This window comes from Azospirillum formosense (assembly GCF_013340925.1).
GTDB classification, from domain to species: domain Bacteria; phylum Pseudomonadota; class Alphaproteobacteria; order Azospirillales; family Azospirillaceae; genus Azospirillum; species Azospirillum formosense.
This window is the reverse complement of the sequence record NZ_WHOR01000548.1, coordinates 1-682: the sequence shown is the minus strand read 5'-3', so window position 1 is coordinate 682 and position 682 is coordinate 1. Positions and strand designations below refer to the sequence as shown.

General features: G+C 59.1%; 2 rRNA genes. Both read right to left on the bottom strand.

Annotated elements, in window-relative coordinates:
* Window positions 1-295, bottom strand: a 23S ribosomal RNA gene (locus GBZ26_RS29765); the annotation flags it as partial.
* Between the two features lie 270 nt (window positions 296-565).
* A 16S ribosomal RNA gene (locus GBZ26_RS29760) occupies window positions 566-682 on the bottom strand; the annotation flags it as partial.

Here is a 682-nt window from a genome sequence, read left to right as displayed (position 1 = left end):
GACGCTTCCGGTTATGTCGGTCCAACCACTGGCCTGGTCCGCGTTCGCTCGCCACTACTAGCGGAGTCTCGGTTGATGTCCTTTCCTCCGGCTACTTAGATGTTTCAGTTCGCCGGGTTCGCCTCCCCACCCTATGAATTCAGGTGAGGATACCGCTTGCGCGGTGGGTTGCCCCATTCGGAAATCCACGGATCAAAGCCTGCTCGCGGCTCCCCATGGCTTATCGCAACGTGCTGCGTCCTTCATCGCCTCTCAGTGCCAAGGCATTCACCAGATGCCCTTCAGACGCTTGATCCTTCTCGCGAACGTCGCGCACAGGGACAAACCGCCCCTTGTGCCCGGACGCTCATGAAGATGCATCCTCGGTCACTATTCTCGACTTTATTCACGATTGTCAAAGATCCGCGTCGCTTCGAAAGCAACGCCCTACCACTTCCCGGCAGCCATTCATGAACGGGCATTTTGAAATGCCCGCTTCATCTTGGATTGGCTGTCGAGAAGGGATGCGCCGGCGGCGGCTTCTTGGTCGGCTCGCGGCCCGATAGGACGGGCCGGCTTTCCTTAGAAAGGAGGTGATCCAGCCGCAGGTTCCCCTACGGCTACCTTGTTACGACTTCACCCCAGTCGCTGACCTGACCGTGGTTGGCTGCCTCCGTTGCCGGTTAGCGCACCACCTTCGGGT